This window comes from Janthinobacterium sp. TB1-E2, assembly GCF_036885605.1.
GTDB lineage: Bacteria > Pseudomonadota > Gammaproteobacteria > Burkholderiales > Burkholderiaceae_D > Janthinobacterium > Janthinobacterium aestuarii.
This window is the reverse complement of record NZ_CP142523.1, coordinates 2,347,089-2,365,267: the sequence shown is the minus strand read 5'-3', so window position 1 is coordinate 2,365,267 and position 18,179 is coordinate 2,347,089. Positions and strand designations below refer to the sequence as shown.

Here is an 18,179-nt window from a genome sequence, read left to right as displayed (position 1 = left end):
CTATATTGGGACAATAATTCGGGCAGTATCAGGCGGCGACACCCGGCGATGCACCAGCGGCCGCTTCATCGCGCGCCTTCTTGGTCTTGCCTGCACGCGAAGGCATGTGGCACAGGCCGCACACATAATCGGCGTTCAGGTCGAGGCAGTTGACGACGAACTTGCCGCCGCACTTGCCGCAGGGCGCCATGTCCAGCATCTTGCTGCTGAAAAAGCGCACGAGGGTCCAGGCCCGGGTCAGCGACAGCAGCGGCTCTTCGCCCGCTTCAGGCGGCATCTGTTCCAGATACAGTTTATAGGCCTTCATCACGGCTTCGATGCCCGTGGCGCCGGCGTGGTCGACGAGGAATTTGTGGATATTGATGAACAGCGAGGAATGGATATTCGGTTGCCAGGTGATGAACCAGTCGGTGGAAAACGGCAGCATGCCCTTGGGCGGCGAGACGCCCTTCAATTCCTTGTACAGATTCAGCAGGCGTTCGCGCGACAGCGAGACTTCCGTCTCCAGCAGTTGCAAACGGGCGCCCAGCTGTATCAATTCGATGGCCAGCTGGATTTCCTGCGCTTCCGATACGACACTTTTCTTGGCCATGCTGTGTACTCCGCGACTGACTGATACTAACTAACTGCTACTGACTGAAATCTTGCTGAATCAAGCGATTTCTTCGACGCCCTGACCAGCCATCAAGATGGCTGCATGCGACTGGGCCAGCGAACGGTCTTTATTGTAGTTCGTCAACATGCCCAGGATGGCGCTGTCGTCAAAGCGGAAGCGGGCCAGCATCATGTTGCCGCCAGCAAGCTTGAGGATCTGCGCATTGCTCATGCCTTCGATCAGTTCGGCGATTTCGGCGGCGATGCCCAAACGGAAGATGGCCGTTACCTTGTCCGCACGAATCATTTGCTGGGCCAGCATCAGGTAGCTCAGGTTAGCGTCGCGAATCTCAGCCATCATGTCGTTAGCAGTCATTTCCATCTCCTCAATCCGTTGAATTCAGCTGGCATTGTTTGTTGCCAGTGAGATACATTCTGCAGGAGCAACATTAAACGCAACAGAGGCGCAGCGCTGTATTTTTGGTCGGGGAATAGCGGATGGGATCGTAGGTGTTTGTCTGACAAACACTGCTCGATCATGGTCGCACGCCAGTAACGGCGCGGATGTCGGTGGTTGGCTGCATGCCGGATTTAGCCAATTTTTGGCCTGTAAAAAATATCACTTTTTTACAACAACTTGATCGGAATCAAGCCTGTCTACCTAGATAACGGCTGCCTTGGCGGGAACTTTAGGGCTTTTTTGAAAAATATTTCAAAAACCTGCATTCTTTTTTGGCCGGTTTGACACCGTTCATGTAATCGTTGACGGCGGCGCCTGGCGAAACTTTAGGGTTATTTGAAAATATTTTTAAAAATCGTGATTTTTTTCGTTGACGCCCCGCAGGCTGGCACTTCGCGCGCCTCCTCGAACGCGGAAATGCCGCTTTCCGGCGTGGATTTGCTACACTGCCTGCTTCCGCACAATACTTTAAGCTTCAAGCAATATCGTGCCACTGAGACAAGTATCAATATGAAAGCCACCATGATTTCTCGACATGACTGCAGCGCACGCGACCTCGACGATCCCTTGGCGCCCTTGCGCCAGCAATTCGACTTGCCGCAAGGCGTGATTTACCTCGACGGCAACTCCCTGGGCGCGCGGCCGAAAGCGGCCCTGGCCCGCGCCCAGCACGTCATCACGGCAGAATGGGGCACGGACCTGATCCGCAGCTGGAATACGGCCGGCTGGTTCGACCTGCCCAAGCGCCTGGGCGACCGCCTGGCCCCGCTGCTGGGCGCCGGCACGGGCGAAGTGGTGATCACCGACACCACCTCCGTCAACCTGTTCAAGGCCCTGGCCGCCGCCCTGCAGATGCAGGCCAGCGATCCGGCACGCGCCGCGCGGCGCATCATCGTCAGCGAACGCAGCAACTTCCCCACCGACCTGTACATGGCACAAGGCCTGGCCGCCTGGCTGGACCGCGGCTACCAGCTGCGCCTGGTCGACAGTCCCGAGGAACTGGCGCAAGCGATAGCTGCCGATTGCGCCGTCGCCATGCTCACGCACGTCAACTACCGCACCGGCTACCAGCACGACATGGCCGCCATCAGCAGCCATTGCCACGCGCAGGGCACGCTGGCGCTGTGGGACCTGGCCCATTCGGCCGGCGCCGTGCCGCTGGACCTGAACGGCGCCGGCGCCGACCTGGCCGTCGGCTGCACCTACAAATACCTGAATGGCGGCCCCGGCTCGCCCGCCTTCATCTGGGTGCCGCAAAAACACCAGGCGCGCTTCCGCCAGCCTTTGTCCGGCTGGTGGGGCCACGCCACGCCGTTCGCCATGGACCCGGGCTTCGCGCCCGCCGACGGCATCGCCCGCGCCCTGTGCGGCACGCAGCCGATACTCTCGCTGGCCCTCGTCGAATGCGGCCTCGATATCTTTGCGCAAACAAGCATGGAAGCCATCCGGCGCAAGTCGCTGGCCCTGACAGACCTGTTCATCGCGCTGGTGGAGCAGCGCTGCGCCAGCCATCCGCTGGGTCTCGTCACGCCGCGCGAGCATGCGCGCCGCGGCAGCCAGGTCAGCTTCACGCACCCGCATGGCTATGCCGTCATGCAGGCGCTGATCGCGCGCGGCGTGATCGGCGACTACCGCGAACCGGCCATCATGCGCTTCGGCTTCACGCCCCTGTACACGAGCTTTGCCGACGTGTGGGATGCCGTGGAAATCCTGCGCGACATCCTCGACACACTAGCCTACGACATCGCCGCCAAGCGCGATGCCGTCACCTGAATCCCCCCATGAGCGACGACAAGAATATGAACAAGGAAAACACCAGCGGCTGCCCCATGCATGCGGGCGGCCAGGATGCGCAGTGGCATGGCGCGCAGATGGATTTCAGCGAATCGATGAGCTACGGCAATTACCTGGCGCTGGACCGCATCCTCACGGCCCAGCATCCGCTGTCACCGAACCACAACGAAATGCTGTTCATCGTGCAGCACCAGACGAGCGAATTGTGGATGAAGCTGATGCTGCACGAAATGCATGCCGTGCGCGCCAACCTGCAAAGCGGCGACCTGGCGCCCGCCTTTAAAATGCTGGCCCGCGTGGCGCGCATCATGGACCAGCTGGTGCACGCCTGGGACGTGCTGGCCACCATGACACCGCCCGAATACACGGCCATCCGCCCCTACCTGGGTGCCTCGTCCGGCTTCCAGTCCTTCCAGTACCGCGAGATCGAATTCATCCTGGGGAACAAGAACGCCGCCCTGCTCAACGTACACACGACGGCGCCGGACACCTACAAGGTGCTCGACGCCGCCCTGCGCACGCCCTCCGTCTACGATGAAGCCATCAAGCTGCTGGCGCGCAGCGGCCTGCATATCGCCCCCGAGCGCCTGGACGCCGACTGGACCCTGCCGACCAGCGCCGACGCCTCCGTCAAGGCGGCGTGGCTGGAAGTCTACCGCGACCCGTCGAAACACTGGGCCCTGTACGAGCTGGCCGAAAAGCTGGTCGACCTGGAAACGGCCTTCCGCTTCTGGCGCTTCCGCCACGTGACGACGGTCGAGCGCATCATCGGCTTCAAGACGGGCACGGGCGGCACGGCAGGCGTCAGCTATTTGCGCAAGATGCTCGACGTGGTATTGTTCCCTGAGCTATTCGCCCTACGCACGGAGTTATAACTTTAAGGAGCATTGATGTCGCCTCTCGTCCTGACCCTGGCCGGCCTGTGGAATTCCGGGCCGCAGCACTGGCAAACCCATTGGGAAGCGCGCCACCCGCAATGGTCGCGCGTGCCGCACGGGGAATGGCAGACGCCGGACAAGGACGAATGGGTGGCGGAGCTCGACCGCGCCATCGCCGCCTGCGAGCGCCCGCCCGTGCTGGCGGCGCACAGCCTGGCCTGCACGTTGGTGGCCCATTGGGCTGCCAGCGGCTCGCCGCACAAGATCGCCGGCGCCTTCCTCGTCGCCCCCAGCGATGTGGAAGCGCCCTCCTACCCCACCGGCACGACGGGCTTTGCGCCGATGCCGCTGCAAGCCTTGCCGTTTCCCAGCCTGGTGGTCGCCAGCGGCGATGATCCCTACGTCAGCTTCGCGCGGGCACGCGCGTTTGCCGCCGCCTGGGGCAGCGATTTCACCATGATCGGCGACGCCGGGCATATCAACGGCGACGCCGGCTACGGCCCGTGGCCAGACGGCGAACAGCTGCTGCTGGACTTCTGCGCCGCGCACCAGCCCTGAACAAGGGCGCGCACACGATAGACGCGCGCCCATTTGCCCACAAGTAAGAACGCAGGCAGAATCGTGGCCTTTCCATTGCGGCGCCCCGGCGCCAGCCTCACGATGAAACGTCTGCTTCTGCCCTTGCTGCTCTGCTCCGCCTTCGCCCACGGCGCGCCCTTCTACGAAGGCAAGACCCTCGCCCATCCCGCCATCACCACGTCGCAGGACAGCGGCTTCGACATCGCCTTTCTCAAGGAAAAAGAGGGCGTCAACGGCTATTATTGCGAATGCAAGAGCGACACATCGAAACCCATTTTGCTCGACCAGTTCGGCAACGCCGTCATCCGTTCCGTCTTCTACGCCTCGCTGGACAAGGAATCTGACGACAGCGTGCAAACCATGCTGGTGCTGTTCCGGCAGGACGGCAAGAACGGCTTGCGCGCCTACCGCTACCACCGCAGCTCCGGCAAGTACCGGCGCCTCGACGGCTTGCAGCCGGCCCTGAACCGCATCGTGGCGCAAGGCGCCGCGCCCAACGCGGGCCAGGTCAAGGCGGCGCTGGCCAAGCTGGCGCCGATGGACTACAGCGTCGCGCGCGGCAAGAGCGGCAATGCGGACTTCGACGCCATCGACCATACGCAGGGCACCGTCGTCGGCTACTACAGCGACGAGGGCAAGCCCGTGGAGGCTGGCAGCCAGGACGCCATCATCTACAAGAAAACCTTCGAGAAGAAAGGCGACCGTTTTCTCACCGCCAGCTACACCCTGTACAGCGATGCGGGCGCCGGCATCCTGCGCAATTACCGCCTGTGGCAAGTGACGTGGGAAACGGCGCCGAAGCAGTTCACGGGCAGCCAGGAAGGCCCTTCCGTCATCTACAGCCTGGCCTGGGACGACGGCTCGGTGGTCGAGCGGGGCCAGTACGCGAAAGGCAAGCGCCAGGGCCTGTGGGTGCGCGAAGGCATGCACGAAGGCAGCGAAAAAGGCCATTTCGTCGATGGCCTGCAGGAAGGCATGTGGTACTTCAATTACCCAAAACAGAGCGAGAGCGGCATGTACCGGGCCGGCAAGCGCGAAGGCCGCTGGACGGTCGTCAACTATGCCGATGCGGAGGAAGTGACGGGCTTCGACACCTACGCGGGCGGCCAGCTGAACGGCCCGCACGAACGCCGCATGGGCGGCAAGCTGCAAACGCGCGGCAACTACGTGAACGGCTCGCGCCATGGCGCATGGATCACGGAAGACGGCGACGGCAGCTTCATCGAAGGCTTGCGCGACGGGCCATGGAAGCTCAAGCTCAAGGACAAGGCCACGCAAAGCGTCACTTTCGTGCAAGGCAAGAAACAGGGCGAAGCGATCGACACGGATGCGCAGGGCGCGCTGCGCCTGCGCGACCATTACCAGGCCGGCGTGCTCGAAGGCAGCCGCACGCGCTATCTGGGCCCGGCCGGCAAGGAATACGTGGTCTACACGGCCACCTACCGCAACGGCCAGCTCGATGGGCGTGAACAGGCATTCGACGACAGCGGCAAGATCCTGCGCCTCGATACCTTGTGGGAGATGGGCAAGAAGCAGGGCCTGGACGCGCGCTACTACCCGAACGGCAAGCCGGAGCGCCTGGCCGTCATCGACCAGGGCCGCCTGCTCACGCACCTGCGCGAATACTATGAAGACGGCCAGCTGCTCAACGACATCCACCGCTGCACCTTCAAGGAATACGGCAGCACGCGCGACGACGTGTGCGAGTACCACCATATGTACTACCCGGACGGCAAGCCGCAGTATTACTACGCCTTCCAGTACGGCCAGCGCCAGGAAGGCTATTCGAATTACCCGAACGGCAAGCGCAAGGATGAACTGCTGGTCGACCGCACCGCCGACACCTCGGTCTTGAACGTCTATTACGAAAGCGGCCAGCTCAAATGCACAGAGCCGCGCAGCGGCCACAGCACGCGCACGGTCAACGGCGAGACCATGATCAGCTATGCTTCGTCCGACCGCGACGGCGACAATATCTGCTACCACCCGAATGGCAAGGTGGCCAGCATCTACACCTTCCGCAAGCGCGTGCTCGTGGAGTGCGGCAAGCGCTACGACGACACGGGCAAGCAAACGTTTCCGGGGCCGGAAGGCTGCCCTCCTCCCAGGAAAGTGGACTACCCGATAGGACTATGACCATGACGCAAGCAACACAGCCGCTACGCATCCAAAATCCCGAACGCATCGACGCCAGGGCGATCCGCGCCGCCATCGCGGGCGGCCAGCAGGTACTGGTGCAGTTCGATACCCTGGGCGAGCCGGAGCCGCTGCTGGCCGACCTCGACGCCCTGGCCGCCACCTGCGGCACGGCGCTGACCATCCGCATCTACGGTTACGACCCGAGGGTGTTCGATGCCCGCATCCTGCGCGCGCTGCCGCATGTGGCCAGCCTGTCCATCGACTGCCACTGGCAAGCCATCCATCTGGAAACCCTGGGCGAGCTGCGCCACCTGAAGCGCCTGAGCCTGGGCGTGTACAAGCTGGCGCAGGCCGACATCCTGCAGCTCGATAATTTGCGCGGCCTCGAATACCTGAACCTGGGCGAGTCGGCCAAAAACAATATCGACCTGGCGCCGCTGCGCCACTACACGCAGCTGGCCAGCCTGGTCATCGAGGGCCACGACCAGCATATCGAGACCGTAGCCGGCCTGCCGGCGCTGCACGAGCTGTCGCTGTACCGCATCAAGAACAAGGTGCCATTGGATTTCATCTCGGAGATGGCCCGCCTGGACCGGCTGCTGTTGCAGCTGGGCGGGCGCGAGTCGCTCGCGCACATCGAGGCGCCCCTGTTGCGGAAACTGGAAGTGGTACGCGTGCGCGGTCTGGAAACCCTGGGCGACATCGGCCGCTTCCCGCTGCTGCAGGCGCTATGGGTGGAAGACCAGATCAAGCTGCGGCAAATCGCGCTGGGGCCCAATCCCGTGCTTGAGCGCCTGCATCTGCACACCTGCAAGACGCTCGAGAGCCTGCCCGGCCTCGCCGCCCTGCCCGCCCTGCGCCAGCTGTCGGCATCGGAAACCATGCTCGACATCGACGCCCTGCTGGCGCATGGCTTGCCCGCGTCCCTCACGCATGCGCGCCTGCGAACGGGCAAAAAAACCCGCGACGACGCCATCGCCGCGCAGCTGGCGCAACTAGGCTACGAGCAGCCAGGTCCCTGCTAGATCAGCGGCTGGCGGCCAGCTTGCGCTGCCATAAAGCCACGTCGATCATGACGCCATCGGCGCCCGTGTTGCGGATATAGACGCGGTAGCTGCCCTGCCCCATGTTGCCATCGAGGTAGGCCGTGCGCTCATTGCGCTGCAGCCGGGCGCCCTTGGCCAGCTGGCGATAGCGCTCGACCACCGTGTCGAAACTGGCATAGCTGCGCAGCGCCACTTCCAGGTCGCGCGGCGGGCGGCCTTCCGCATGGTCGAGCACATTGTTCTGTTTCTTGCCCTTCAAGGTGAGCGGATAGGCAAACACGCCCGCGCCGGCCGACGTCAGCACCGTGGATTTATCGAGCAGCAGCGGCAGCAGCGCCGGCGGATACGCGGGCGGCAGCTGGGCGCGGTTCCAGCCCGGCAGGGCCGGTTGCGCCAGCACATATTCGACCGTGGCGATCTTTTGTCCATCGGCGCCCGCTTCCTTGTCGCCCGCGATCAGCGCCAGCATGGGCGGCAATTGCCGGGCCCAGGCCAGCAAGGGCGCCGCATCGCCGACCAGCATGCCCTTGCGGTGGAACACGGTCAGCACGGCATTCGGATCGGGATTACAGACCTTCGCCAGCGGCTGGCCCTCCAGGCGGCAATGCCCGTTGACGAGGCCAAAGGCGATGACGGCGCCGCGCTTGTCGAGCAGCATGGCACCGCGTTCGCGGCCCTGCTTGCGGTCATTCATCGACGCCAGCAACTGGCGGCCGTCGGCCAGCACGGTGCGCGTGGCGTCGCGCTTTTCGCTGATCGCTTCGAGCGCCTGCGCCAGCAGCAATTCATCGTCTTCCGTATAGCTGCCGCGCGCGTAACCGAAGAAATCGAACAGGGCCGCGCGCACTTGCGGGTCTTCGCTCAGGCGCGGCAAGGGACCGCCGGCCAGCAAGGACGACAGGCTTTTCCCGGCCGGCGCCGAGGGCGCCGCCGTGGCGCGGGCGGGCTGGGAAAGGATGCAGGCCGCTGCCAGCAAGGCGCCGCCCAGGGTGCGGTAATTCGAAAAAATGATATGCATGATTCTGTCTGTCGGGGATTTGGCCGCTCTTGCGGCCACGCATGGCGCGCCGGCGATTCTAGCATGGCGCCAGCCCCCATGCCGTGCGGCTGGCGGACGGCGCGTGCGCCGGCGCGGCTGTTATGATGGCTGCAATGACCATCTCTCCTACCGCTTCGACACTGCTTGTCCTCCTGCCCGGCATGGATGGCACGGCCAGCCTGTTCCACCATTTCGACGCCGCCTTGCGCGCGCACAGCGCCATCGATACCTTGGCCATCGCCTACCCGGCCGCGCCACTCGACTATGCGGCGCTGGAAGCATTCGTGCGCGAACGCTTGCCGCGGGACCGCCCTTTCGTCGTGCTGGCCGAATCGTTTTCGGGACCGCTGGGGGCGGCTTTGCGCGCCGATCCGCCGCCTGACATGCGCGCCCTGGTCCTGTGCTGTTCGTTTGTGCGCAATCCGCGCCCGGTGCTGGCGCCGCTGCGCCACCTGCTCGGCCTCGTGCCCTTTGGCGCCATGCCCGGCTTCGCCCTGCGCCAGGCGCTGCTGGCGCCCTACTCCACGCCGCAACTGCAGGCGGAACTGGCAACGGCGCTGGCGCAAGTGCCACCGGCAACGCTGCGCCAGCGCCTGCGCGCCGTACTGGAAACGGACGCCTCGCGCAGCTTCGCGCGCGGCAGCCTGCCCGTGCTGTATCTGCGCGCCCGCCACGACCGCCTGGTGCCGCCCGCGAACGCCGTGCAGATACTGCGGCAGGCGCCGGGCGCGCAAGTGATTGATATTGCCGCGCCGCACATGCTGCTGCAGGCCGCGCCGGAAGCGGCCGCCGTCGCCGTCGCCGCTTTTATTACGGGACTGTCAGCCGCGCAAATATCGGCTTAAACGCGCGCTGGCCAGCACGGCCAGCCAGCTCAAGCCGCCCGACAGCACGCTGAAGTAGATCGCCCGCAGCGGATGCTGGGGCAGCAGATACGCGAGCACGGCCGCACCCAACAAGCCGCACAGCACAGGCTTCCACCAGCCGGGCGGCAGCAGCGCCAGCAGCAGATTCGTGCCCGCGTACACGTAAAACACGAGCAGCAGGGCCAGGCCGCCGGCCACGCCGCGCGAGCCCAGGCTGCCGAACAGCTGCGTGTACAGGAAAAATCCCAGCCAGCTCAACACAATAAACAACAGGCAGCCCAGCGCATGCGCGCCCAGGCCCGCCATCAGGCGCTTCTTCATGGCCATCATCCGTATCGTCCCGTGCAAAGCCGCATCATAGCGATTTTGCCGGCAATGCGACCGGTTGACTTACCTACCTACTAGATGGTAGACTTATTTCGAACCCGGTATTTCACCCGGCAATCTTTTCGCGCCACGGCGCATTCGACCTTTGCGAGGCATTACATGCATCAACTGTTCACCCCCTATGACCTGTCCGGCATTTCCCTGGCCAACCGCGTCGTCATGGCGCCGATGACGCGCACGCGCACGCTCGAAAACAATCCCGATGCGCTCACCGCGCTGTATTACGCCCAGCGCGCCTCGGCCGGCCTGATCGTCACCGAGGGCTTGCCCGTCTCCGATGAAGGCCGCGGCTATCTGTACACGCCGGGCATCCATAGCGACATACAGGGCCAGGGCTGGCGCCAGGTCACCGATGCCGTGCACGCCAAGGGCGGCAAGATCTTCGCCCAGCTGTGGCACGTGGGCCGCATGTCGCACGTGTCTATCCAGCCAAGCAATGTGGCGCCCGTGGGCCCCAGCGACGTGGCGGCGGAAAACACCACCGTCTACGCCTGGATCGAGCCAGGCAAGGCGGGACCGGTACTGCCCAGCGTGCCGCGCGCACTGACCGTCGACGAGATCGCCCGCGTCACCGCCGACTTCGTGCATGCGGCAAAAGTCGCTATCGACGCTGGCTTTAACGGGATCGAGATCATGGCCGCCAACGGCTTCCTGTTCGACCAGTTCCTCAGCAGCGCCGTCAATACGCGCACCGACCAGTATGGAGGCAGCATCGCCAACCGCCAGCGCTTTTTGCTCGAGACCATAGACGCCCTGTCGGCCGCCATCGGCAGCGGCAAGGTCGGCGTACGCATCTCCCCATTCGGCCGCCTGTACGACATGCGCGCCTATGCCGATGAAGCGCAAGTGTGGAGCAGCGTGGCGCAGGCACTCGATACGAGGGAGCTGGCCTATGTGCACCTGAACTACCAGCCGACCATCACGGCGGCGGAAGTGCCACCCGGCTTTGGCGCGCAATTCCGCCAGGACTATCACGGCACCCTGATCGGCGCGGGCGGCTTCACGCAGGAACTGGCGCGCAGCGAGCTGGAAAAAGGCGACCTCGATCTGATCGCCTTCGGCATGCCGTTCATTTCCAACCCGGATCTGGTGGAGCGCATGCAAAACAACTGGCCGCTGGCCGACAGCGACCGCTCGACCTATTACGGCGCCAGCGGCGCCCCGTCCCACGGTTATACCGACTATCCCGCCTATGGTGCGGCGCCTGCCAGCAATATGCTCAATGGCATCAACGTGGCGGCATTACAGCAATTCGCCCAGGGTGTGGCAGGGCATCCCGACAAGGGCGAGGCGCGTTTCAACGTCAAGACCCGCTGGCAACACCAGACGCGCAGCGTGGCCACCGTCAGCCACTATGTGCTGGGCGGTGAAAAGCATGCGCGCCATTTCGAGATCGCCTCGGACGAACCGCATGAATTGCTGGGCCAAAACACGGCGCCCAATCCGCAAGAGCTGCTGATGGCCGCCCTCAATGCCTGCCTGTCGGTCGGTTACGCAGCCAATGCGGCGGCCATGGGCATCACCGTGCACAGCCTGGAAATCGAAACGGACGGCAAGCTGGACCTGCGCGGCTTCCTCGGCCTGGACGAGAACGTCAATCCCGGCTACGACGAAGTCAGCTACGTGGTGCGGCTGCGCACGGATGCCTCGCGCGAGCGCGTCGAAACGCTGCACCAGGCCGTCACCAAAACGTCGGTCAACCTGGCCAATTTCTCGAAGGCCATCCGCATGCTGCCCACCCTGGAAATAATCGAGGCCTGATACCCATCCCGGGAATCATCTAGCCACCAACCCGCGCGCAAGCGCCTACATAGCGAGGAAATCATGGAAGACTGGAAACAAGCTCGGCAAGACATCAACACACGTGCGATGCAACTGAACGCACTGACGCCCGACACCATGAAAGGCATCGCCGCACTGGGCGGCGCTGGCGACAAGACCAACCATCTCGATGCGAAAACGCGGGAACTGATCTCGCTGGCAGTGGCCGTCACCACGCGCTGCGACGGCTGCATCGCCTTCCACGCTGCCGCCGCCAAGAAGCTGGGCGTGACCGTGGAAGAAATTGGCGAGGCGCTCGGCGTGGCGATCAACCTCAATGCGGGCGCCGCCGTTGTGTACAGCACCCACGTGCTGGACGCGTTCGACAAGGCTTGATACCGCCGCGTCAGCCGGCCTGGCTTGCGTGCACGCCGGGCCGGCCACTCAAGGAGCAACCATGAAAAACAACACACAAGCGCTGGTCGTCGACATCTGGTCCGATTTCGTCTGCCCCTGGTGCTGGATCGCCAAGCGCCGCTTCGAGAAGGCCCTTGCCGCTTTCGAACACAGGGACGCCGTGCAGGTCAGGCTGCGCGCTTACCGCATCGCACCGAACCATCGGGCCGAACCGATCAAGGCAGCCTTGCTGAAAAAGTTTCGCGATCCGATGGCCGCCGAGGGCATGCTGTATTCGGTGCAGTCGCATGGAGCGGCCGAAGGCCTGGACTACCGCTTCGACACCATGCTGTTTGGCGACACCATGGACGCGCACATGCTCGTCAAGGCCGCCGGCGACACGGCTTTGCAACAGCGCCTGGTCGAAGTGCTGTATGCGCAGAGCATTTCGCACGGCAAGTCGCTGTTCGACCGCGATTCCCTCGCCCTGCTCGCGGCGCAGGCGGGCGTGCCTGCCGAGGCGGTGCAGCGCGCGTGGTCGACACCGCAATTGCGCCAGCAGGTGCAGGACGATGAGCGCAGCGCCTCGCGCATCGCTTCCGGCGTGCCGCTGTTCGTCTTTGGCAATGGGACGCACATTTCCGGCGCGCAGCCGCAAGAGGTATTCCTGCAGGCACTGGAAAAAATGCATGCCAGGTCCCAGGAGAACCTGGCCGCATCGGCCGGGGAAATGTGTGGCCTGGACGGCTGCATCCTTCCCTAAGCGCTGGCGGCGGCTTCGCTGGCAGGTCCCGCCGTGTCCAGGTAGCCGTGGACCGCGCGTCCCAGACGCCGCGCAAGCGACGCCATATCCGTTTCTCCCCGCAACGCCGCGGCGTCGATGATGCCGCGGCATAGCGCAATCACGTCAGCGGCGGCCATATCAGGATCGGCGACGCCATGACGCGCCAACAGCCCCGCGAGCTGGCCGGCAAGCGCATGCCGCAAGGCGTCGTCCTCATGCTGCAACGATGGCGACGACGGCGCCGATTCCAGCGCGAGGGCAAGCGCGGGCCGCCTGAACTGGTGCGCCAGGCCGGCCATCACACCCTGTTCTATCGCGAGCGGCAGCTCACCCTCCAGCGCCATGGCTAGCCCCACGTCGTGCAGCAGCATCGCGCGTTCGCGGCGTACCAGTTCGGCCAGCAGCGCCTCTTTCGACGGGAAGTACTGGTACAGCGAGCCGATACTGACGCCGGACAGCTCGGCAACGTGATTCGTCGTCAACGCGGCCCAGCCCCGCACCTCAATAATGCGAGCAGCCGCCTCCACCATCGCCGCGACGGTGGCAGCCGATCGGGCCTGGGACGGCCGTTTGCGGGGCTCCGCACGCGCTGCAGTTTTTGCCATGAATGCGAGTAGCGGAAGTAGGTAGTAAAACTTATTCTAAACGTTCCGCAAACAACTGTCCTTGCCGATACGAGAACGCCATGCACACCTACACATTCCTGCTGATACTGCACGTTGTCGCCGCCATCGCCTTCATCGGGCCGATGATGCTGACGCCGCGCCTGCTGAACCTGATATGCGAGCCTGCCGGCCGCGACACCTTGCATAAGCTCCACCAGCAGATCGCCGTCGCAGGCTGGATACTGCTTGCCGGCGGGCTGGTGCTGCTGTACCAGCAAGAATGGGCCTGGCTGCACATGGGCTGGATGCAGCTGTCCCTCGCGCTTTTTATCGGCGCGCAAGCCATCGATCATTTTTGGGCGGACAAGGTGGAAGAAGAAATGGAACAGGGATACGCGCAGGCGGGCGCCAGGCTGAAAACCTGGCTATGTATAAAGCTAGCCGTATTTTTGACCATCTGCGCGCTCATGATCGCCAAACCCGCCCTGTTTGCCTGAGCGGGCTGGCCCGCGCTACGCCAGATTGTCGAGCATGTAATGGAAAGCGGCCAGCGGATCGGTCGACGGCCCCAGGGCCCAGCCGATAAAGCTGGCGCCTTCCAGAGCGCTGAGCAGCATGAAGGCGTAATCCTTCGGCGCTTTCCGCAAGGTCCAGCCGTGCAGCTGCGCCGCCTGCACGAGATTGTTTTCCATCCAGTCCAGCTGCTGCGCCATCAGCTGCCTGCCCAGGGCCTGCAGCGATTCGGGCAGCGCCGCCATTTCGGCCGCGAGCGCGCCGCACAGCGGCAGCAAATGGTCGTTGGCGCTGGCCAGGAACAGCCCGCCGAATTCGCGCAGGCGTTCGACCGGATCGGCATGCGCCGCATCGATCGCCTGCAGCTTTTCGGTAAACACCTCGATATATTGCGTGATCAAGGCCACGCCAAGGTTTTCCTTGGTGGGGAAATGGTGGTGGATACTGGCCTTGCGTATGCCGATTTCTTCCGACAAATCGGCATAACTGAAAGCGGCGTAGCCTTTCGAACGCAGGTGAATCTCTGCGCTTTTCAAAAGGGCGTCGCGGGTACTCACTGACATGACAGGCTCCTGCACCAACGGCCATGCCGGCCATTGACGGATTAAATTCAACAAGGGGCAATTATGCCTGAAGTCGCCGCAGCCAGGGCTTGGGGCATGCGCATGAAAAAAGCCGGCCCTTTCACGAGGAAAGGGCCGGCCTGGATGCATCAGCCGCCGTGTCGGATTACGCTTGCGCTAATCCGACCTACGTACCACGGCAAAGGAATTACTTCGCCGAATTGAGCAGCAATTCGTTGAGGCGTTTCACGAAACTGGCCGGGTCGGCCAGCGAGCCGCCTTCGGCCAGCATGGCCTGGTCAAACAGGATGTTGGCCCAGTCGCCGAACTTGCCGCCTTCCGCGTCTTCGTATTTCAGGCGCGTCACCAGCGGGTGGTTCGGGTTGATTTCCAAAATCGGCTTCGATTCCGGCGCGCTCTGGCCCGCCGCTTTGAGCATGCGCAGCAGGTTGCCCGACAATTCGTTTTCATCGGCCACCAGGCAGGCTGGCGAATCGGTCAGGCGGAACGTGACACGCACGTCCTTGGCCTTGTCGGCCAGCACCGTCTTCATCTTGCCCACCAGGTCGGCGTACGAGGTTTCCGTTTCTTCGTGCTCTTTCTTTTCCGCTTCGTCTTCCAGCGCGCCCAGGTCCAGGCCACCTTTGGCGACGGAGACCAGTTCCTTGCCTTCGAAGTCCTGGATAAACGACAGCATCCATTCATCGACACGGTCCGTCAGCAGCAGCACTTCGACGCCCTTCTTGCGGAAGATTTCCAGGTGCGGGCTGTTTTTCGCTGCCGCGTAATTATCGGCCGTGACGTAATAGATCTTGTCCTGGCCTTCCTTCATGCGCGCCACGTAGTCGGCGAACGAGGTGATTTGCTCGTCGCTGTCGTTGGCCGTCGAGGCAAAGCGCAGCAGCTTGGCCAGGCGTTCCTTGTTGGCCGCGTCTTCGCCGATGCCTTCTTTCAGCACCTGGCCGAATTCCTTCCAGAAGACGGCGTACTTGTCCTTCTTGTCCTGCTCGTCCGCGTTCGCCAGTTCTTCCAGCATGCCCAGCACGCGCTTGGTCGAGCCTTCGCGGATGACCTTGACGTCGCGCGACTCCTGCAGGATTTCACGCGACACGTTCAGCGGCAGGTCGGCCGAGTCGATCACCCCGCGCACGAAGCGCAGGTAGGTCGGCATCAGCTGCTCGGCATCGTCCATGATGAAGACGCGCTTGACGTACAGCTTGATGCCGCCGCGCTTGTTGCGGTCCCACATGTCGAACGGTGCCTTGGCCGGGATGTACAGCAGCTGCGTGTATTCGCTGCGGCCTTCCACGCGGTTGTGCGTGTGCGTGAGCGGCGACTGGAAGTCGTGCGACACGTGCTTGTAGAATTCGTCGTACTGTTCCGGCGTGATGTCGGCCTTGTTGCGGGCCCACAGGGCGCTGGCCTGGTTGACGGTTTCGAATTCGTCTTTCAGGACGGTTTCTTTTTTCTCGTCGTCCCACTCTTCTTTCTGCATCACGATCGGCAGCGAGATATGGTCCGAGTATTTGCGGATGATGGACTTGATCTTCCAGCTCGACAGCAGTTCGTCCTCGCCTTCGCGCAGGTGCAGGATGATGTCCGTGCCACGGCCCGTTTTTTCGATGTTCTCGATGCTGTAATCGCCTTCGCCGGCCGACTCCCAGCGCACGCCTTCGGAGGCGTCCGCGCCGGCGCGGCGCGTTTCGACGGTGATCTTGTCGGCGACGATGAAGCCCGAATAGAAGCCCACGCCGAACTGGCCGATCAGGGCCGCGTCCTGCTGCTGGTCGCCCGACAGCTTGCCGAAGAATTCCTTGGTGCCCGACTTGGCGATGGTACCCAGGTGCGAGATCGCCTCGTCGCGGGTCATGCCGATGCCGTTGTCGGAAATGGTGATGGTGCGCGCATCCTTGTCGAAGCTGACCTTGATCTTCAATTCGTGATCGTTGCCGTATAGGGCGTCGTTATCGATCGCTTCAAAGCGCAATTTGTCGGCCGCGTCGGACGCGTTCGAGATCAATTCGCGCAGGAAGATTTCCTTGTTCGAGTACAGGGAATGGATCATCAGGTGCAGCATTTGCTTCACTTCGGTCTGAAAACCCAGGGTTTGCTTTTCGGAGACAGCCATTTTTACCTCATAGTCTTGTGGATGGGACGGATTCTACGGAGTTGGGGATGGTACTAGCGATTTCAAGAGCACCCGGAAAATGTGCTGTTTTAGCCCAGCGCGCGGGCGAAAAACGCCCACACCCGCTCGTCCTGCACCGTGGCCAGGTTCAGGCGCATGCGGGTCGACGGCAGCTGGCGCGGCGAGAACAGGCTGCCCGGCGCCAGCACCAGCCCCTCGGCCAGCGCCTTTTCGGCCAATACATTTGTGTCGCAGCCCGCATCGGCCCACACGAACATGCCGGCCGGCGCGGGATCGAAGCGCAAGCCTGCCTGTTCGACCTTGCGGTACGTGCCCTCGCGCACCTTGTCGAGCCGCGCGCGCAGGCGCTCCGCATGCTTGCGGTACAGCCCCTGCGAGAGGATTTTATACACGACCCTTTCGCCGATGTCGCTGGTGGTGAGGGTCGCCAGCATCTTGCGGTCGGCCAGGCGCTGCGCCCGCTCATTTGATGTGGCGATGAAGCCCACGCGCAGGTTCGCCGCCAGGCTCTTGGAAAAGCCGCCCAGATAAATCACGCGGCGCAGCTGGTCCAGCACGGCCAGACGCGTGGCCGGCTGCACCGCGCCACCCGGGTGCATGTCGCAATAGATGTCATCCTCGACGATGAGGAAATCGTGCTGTTCTGCCAGGCGCAGCACCTGGAACGCCTTGGCTGCCGACAGCGACGTCGAGCTGGGATTGTGCAGCACCGAGTTGATCACGTACAGCTTGGGACGGTGCAGGGCCGCCAGCTCGGCCAGCACGGCGATATCGGGACCGTCGCCAAGACGCGGGATGCCGATGACATTCACGCCCATGGCGGCAAAGGCGCCGAACATCAGCCAGTACGCGGGGTCGTCGACGAAGATGGTGTCGCCAGGGCGGGCAAACTCGCGCGCCACCAGATCCAGCGCCTGCATCACGCCCACCGTGGTGACGATCTGCTCGGGCGGGCAGGCGATTTCCAGCCCCGCCAGCTTCAGCTGCAATTGCTGGCGCAGCGGCAAAAAACCCTGCGGCATGCCATAGCCCAGCAGCAAACTGCCGGGCTGGCGGCTGACGTCGCGCAAGGCGCGCGCCACGAGGTCGCCATCGAGCCACTCGGCGGGCAGCATGCCGATGCCGGGCGCGGGAATGGCTGGCGTCTGGCGGAACATGTTACGGATCAGCCACACGACGTCCATCGGCTGCGCCACTGCTTCCTGCGCGCCAGCGGGCGCCGCCGGCGTGTTCAGGGGCGAGCGCTCGCGCACGAAAAAGCCGGCGCCGCGCCGCGATTCCAGGTAGCCGCGCGCCACCAGCTTGTCGTAGCTGGCCACCACCGTGGCGCACGACACGTCCAGGCTGGCCGCGCACTGGCGGATCGACGGCATGCGGGCGCCGCCGCGCAGCAGTTTGTCATCAATGCGCGCCGCCAGCGAACGCGCGATCTGGTCGATCAGGGTTTCGCCCGAGGCGCGCGACAGCAAGGGCAGGGACGGAGAGGCGGGTGTATTGCTCATATGACCATGACAGTATGTGGAATTATGCGTGAAAGTGTATTTGTACTGTATTGCTATTGCACCCTAGGATAGCAGTACCGGGCGCATTCATCCACATCTGCCCGCCTTTATTCCACACCACCCG

18 protein-coding genes and 1 pseudogene are annotated in these 18,179 nt (G+C 63.5%); 11 read left to right on the top strand and 8 right to left on the bottom strand.

The features are described 5' to 3' along the window. Positions 1–28 precede the first annotated feature (28 nt). Both flhC and flhD read right to left on the bottom strand, forming a co-directional pair. A complete protein-coding gene (gene flhC, locus OPV09_RS10695; protein WP_338681606.1) occupies positions 29–592 on the bottom strand; it encodes a flagellar transcriptional regulator FlhC in 564 nt (187 codons plus the stop codon). A 60-nt stretch (positions 593–652) separates the two neighbouring features. Continuing rightward, entirely contained in the window at positions 653–970 is a 318-nt protein-coding gene (gene flhD, locus OPV09_RS10690) for a flagellar transcriptional regulator FlhD (protein WP_034758381.1), read from the bottom strand. A 606-nt stretch (positions 971–1,576) separates the two neighbouring features. Between flhD and kynU the strand changes: the two genes are divergently transcribed. The 5 genes from kynU (at position 1,577) to OPV09_RS10665 (ending at position 7,469) form a co-directional block, all read left to right on the top strand. Further along, positions 1,577–2,827, top strand: coding sequence for a kynureninase (kynU, locus tag OPV09_RS10685; protein ID WP_338681604.1), 1,251 nt, complete (start codon positions 1,577–1,579; stop codon positions 2,825–2,827). 8 nt (positions 2,828–2,835) lie between these two features. Then, positions 2,836–3,723, top strand: coding sequence for a tryptophan 2,3-dioxygenase (gene kynA / locus OPV09_RS10680; protein ID WP_034758384.1), 888 nt, complete (start codon positions 2,836–2,838; stop codon positions 3,721–3,723). Positions 3,724–3,738: 15 nt separating this feature from the next. After that, positions 3,739–4,284, top strand: a complete 546-nt coding sequence (locus OPV09_RS10675; protein ID WP_331777645.1) for an alpha/beta hydrolase — start codon at positions 3,739–3,741, stop codon at positions 4,282–4,284. 102 nt (positions 4,285–4,386) lie between these two features. Continuing rightward, positions 4,387–6,441 (top strand): hypothetical protein, encoded by a 2,055-nt coding sequence (locus OPV09_RS10670; protein WP_338681603.1) that lies wholly within the window; start codon positions 4,387–4,389, stop codon positions 6,439–6,441. A gap of 2 nt (positions 6,442–6,443) precedes the next feature. After that, positions 6,444–7,469, top strand: coding sequence for a hypothetical protein (locus OPV09_RS10665; RefSeq protein WP_338681602.1), 1,026 nt, complete (start codon positions 6,444–6,446; stop codon positions 7,467–7,469). A 1-nt stretch (position 7,470) separates the two neighbouring features. Here OPV09_RS10665 and OPV09_RS10660 read toward each other — a convergent pair whose 3' ends face one another. Beyond that, positions 7,471–8,508 (bottom strand): hypothetical protein, encoded by a 1,038-nt coding sequence (locus OPV09_RS10660; protein ID WP_338681601.1) that lies wholly within the window; start codon positions 8,506–8,508, stop codon positions 7,471–7,473. 134 nt (positions 8,509–8,642) lie between these two features. Between OPV09_RS10660 and OPV09_RS10655 the strand changes: the two genes are divergently transcribed. Next, the gene (locus tag OPV09_RS10655) at positions 8,643–9,374 is read left to right on the top strand and encodes an alpha/beta fold hydrolase (RefSeq protein ID WP_338681600.1); all 732 of its coding nucleotides are present in this window, start codon (positions 8,643–8,645) and stop codon (positions 9,372–9,374) included. Here OPV09_RS10655 and OPV09_RS10650 read toward each other — a convergent pair. Next, positions 9,351–9,716, bottom strand: a complete 366-nt coding sequence (locus OPV09_RS10650) for a hypothetical protein (RefSeq protein WP_319992595.1) — start codon at positions 9,714–9,716, stop codon at positions 9,351–9,353. The genes OPV09_RS10655 and OPV09_RS10650 overlap by 24 nt on opposite strands. Before the next feature lie 165 nt (positions 9,717–9,881). Here OPV09_RS10650 and OPV09_RS10645 point away from each other — a divergent pair. The 4 genes and pseudogenes from OPV09_RS10645 to OPV09_RS10630 all read left to right on the top strand — a co-directional run. Further along, positions 9,882–10,976, top strand: a pseudogene (locus OPV09_RS10645) (alkene reductase); the annotation flags it as partial. 21 nt (positions 10,977–10,997) lie between these two features. After that, positions 10,998–11,543: an OsmC family protein gene (locus OPV09_RS10640; RefSeq protein WP_338682270.1), complete on the top strand. Its 546-nt coding sequence runs from the start codon at positions 10,998–11,000 to the stop codon at positions 11,541–11,543. Positions 11,544–11,606: 63 nt separating this feature from the next. Next, positions 11,607–11,939 (top strand): carboxymuconolactone decarboxylase family protein, encoded by a 333-nt coding sequence (locus OPV09_RS10635; RefSeq protein WP_331777641.1) that lies wholly within the window; start codon positions 11,607–11,609, stop codon positions 11,937–11,939. Between the two features lie 61 nt (positions 11,940–12,000). Next, positions 12,001–12,702, top strand: coding sequence for a DsbA family oxidoreductase (locus OPV09_RS10630; RefSeq protein WP_338681599.1), 702 nt, complete (start codon positions 12,001–12,003; stop codon positions 12,700–12,702). On the opposite strand, the gene OPV09_RS10625 is transcribed toward OPV09_RS10630, so the two are convergent. Next, positions 12,699–13,328 (bottom strand): TetR/AcrR family transcriptional regulator, encoded by a 630-nt coding sequence (locus OPV09_RS10625; protein ID WP_338681597.1) that lies wholly within the window; start codon positions 13,326–13,328, stop codon positions 12,699–12,701. The genes OPV09_RS10630 and OPV09_RS10625 overlap by 4 nt on opposite strands. A gap of 80 nt (positions 13,329–13,408) precedes the next feature. Here OPV09_RS10625 and OPV09_RS10620 point away from each other — a divergent pair, with 80 nt between their 5' ends. Beyond that, on the top strand, positions 13,409–13,825 hold the full coding sequence (locus OPV09_RS10620; RefSeq protein ID WP_034758401.1) for a hypothetical protein: 417 nt from the start codon (positions 13,409–13,411) through the stop codon (positions 13,823–13,825). Between the two features lie 15 nt (positions 13,826–13,840). Here the strand turns inward: OPV09_RS10620 and OPV09_RS10615 are convergent, their stop codons facing one another. The 3 genes from OPV09_RS10615 to OPV09_RS10605 all read right to left on the bottom strand — a co-directional run bounded on the left by OPV09_RS10615 (position 13,841) and on the right by OPV09_RS10605 (position 18,055). Beyond that, on the bottom strand, positions 13,841–14,404 hold the full coding sequence (locus OPV09_RS10615; RefSeq protein WP_046684796.1) for a TetR/AcrR family transcriptional regulator: 564 nt from the start codon (positions 14,402–14,404) through the stop codon (positions 13,841–13,843). Positions 14,405–14,612: 208 nt separating this feature from the next. Continuing rightward, positions 14,613–16,532 (bottom strand): molecular chaperone HtpG, encoded by a 1,920-nt coding sequence (gene htpG / locus OPV09_RS10610; protein ID WP_046684797.1) that lies wholly within the window; start codon positions 16,530–16,532, stop codon positions 14,613–14,615. An 89-nt stretch (positions 16,533–16,621) separates the two neighbouring features. Continuing rightward, entirely contained in the window at positions 16,622–18,055 is a 1,434-nt protein-coding gene (locus OPV09_RS10605) for a PLP-dependent aminotransferase family protein (protein WP_338681595.1), read from the bottom strand. Between the last annotated feature and the right edge of the window lie 124 nt (positions 18,056–18,179).